General features: G+C 67.9%; 1 protein-coding gene. It reads left to right on the top strand.

Annotation, left to right across the window (positions count from 1 at the left end):
* Positions 1-243, top strand: a 243-nt coding sequence (locus SB719_RS22125) for a M24 family metallopeptidase (RefSeq protein WP_412160028.1), incomplete at both ends; no start/stop codon positions are given.

Below are 243 nucleotides of genomic sequence, written 5' to 3'. Positions count from 1 at the left end.
CTCGACGCTCGAGCTCGACGGACTCGCCGAGCGGGCGATCATCGATGCGGGCGGAGCTTCCAACTTCAAGCTCGAACCCGGATACCACCACACCATCTGCGCGTCGGTGAACGACGAGGTGGTGCACGGCATCCCGGGCGGCCGCATCCTGGAGCCTGGCGACATCCTCTCGGTCGACAGCGGTGCGATCGTCCAGGGCTGGAACGGCGACTCGGCACGGACCTTCGTCCTGCCGGATCCGGC

It is taken from the genome of Pantoea sp. SIMBA_079 (genome assembly GCF_046940275.1).
GTDB lineage: Bacteria > Pseudomonadota > Gammaproteobacteria > Enterobacterales > Enterobacteriaceae > Pantoea > Pantoea borealis.
This window is presented reverse-complemented; position numbering and strand designations above follow the sequence as displayed.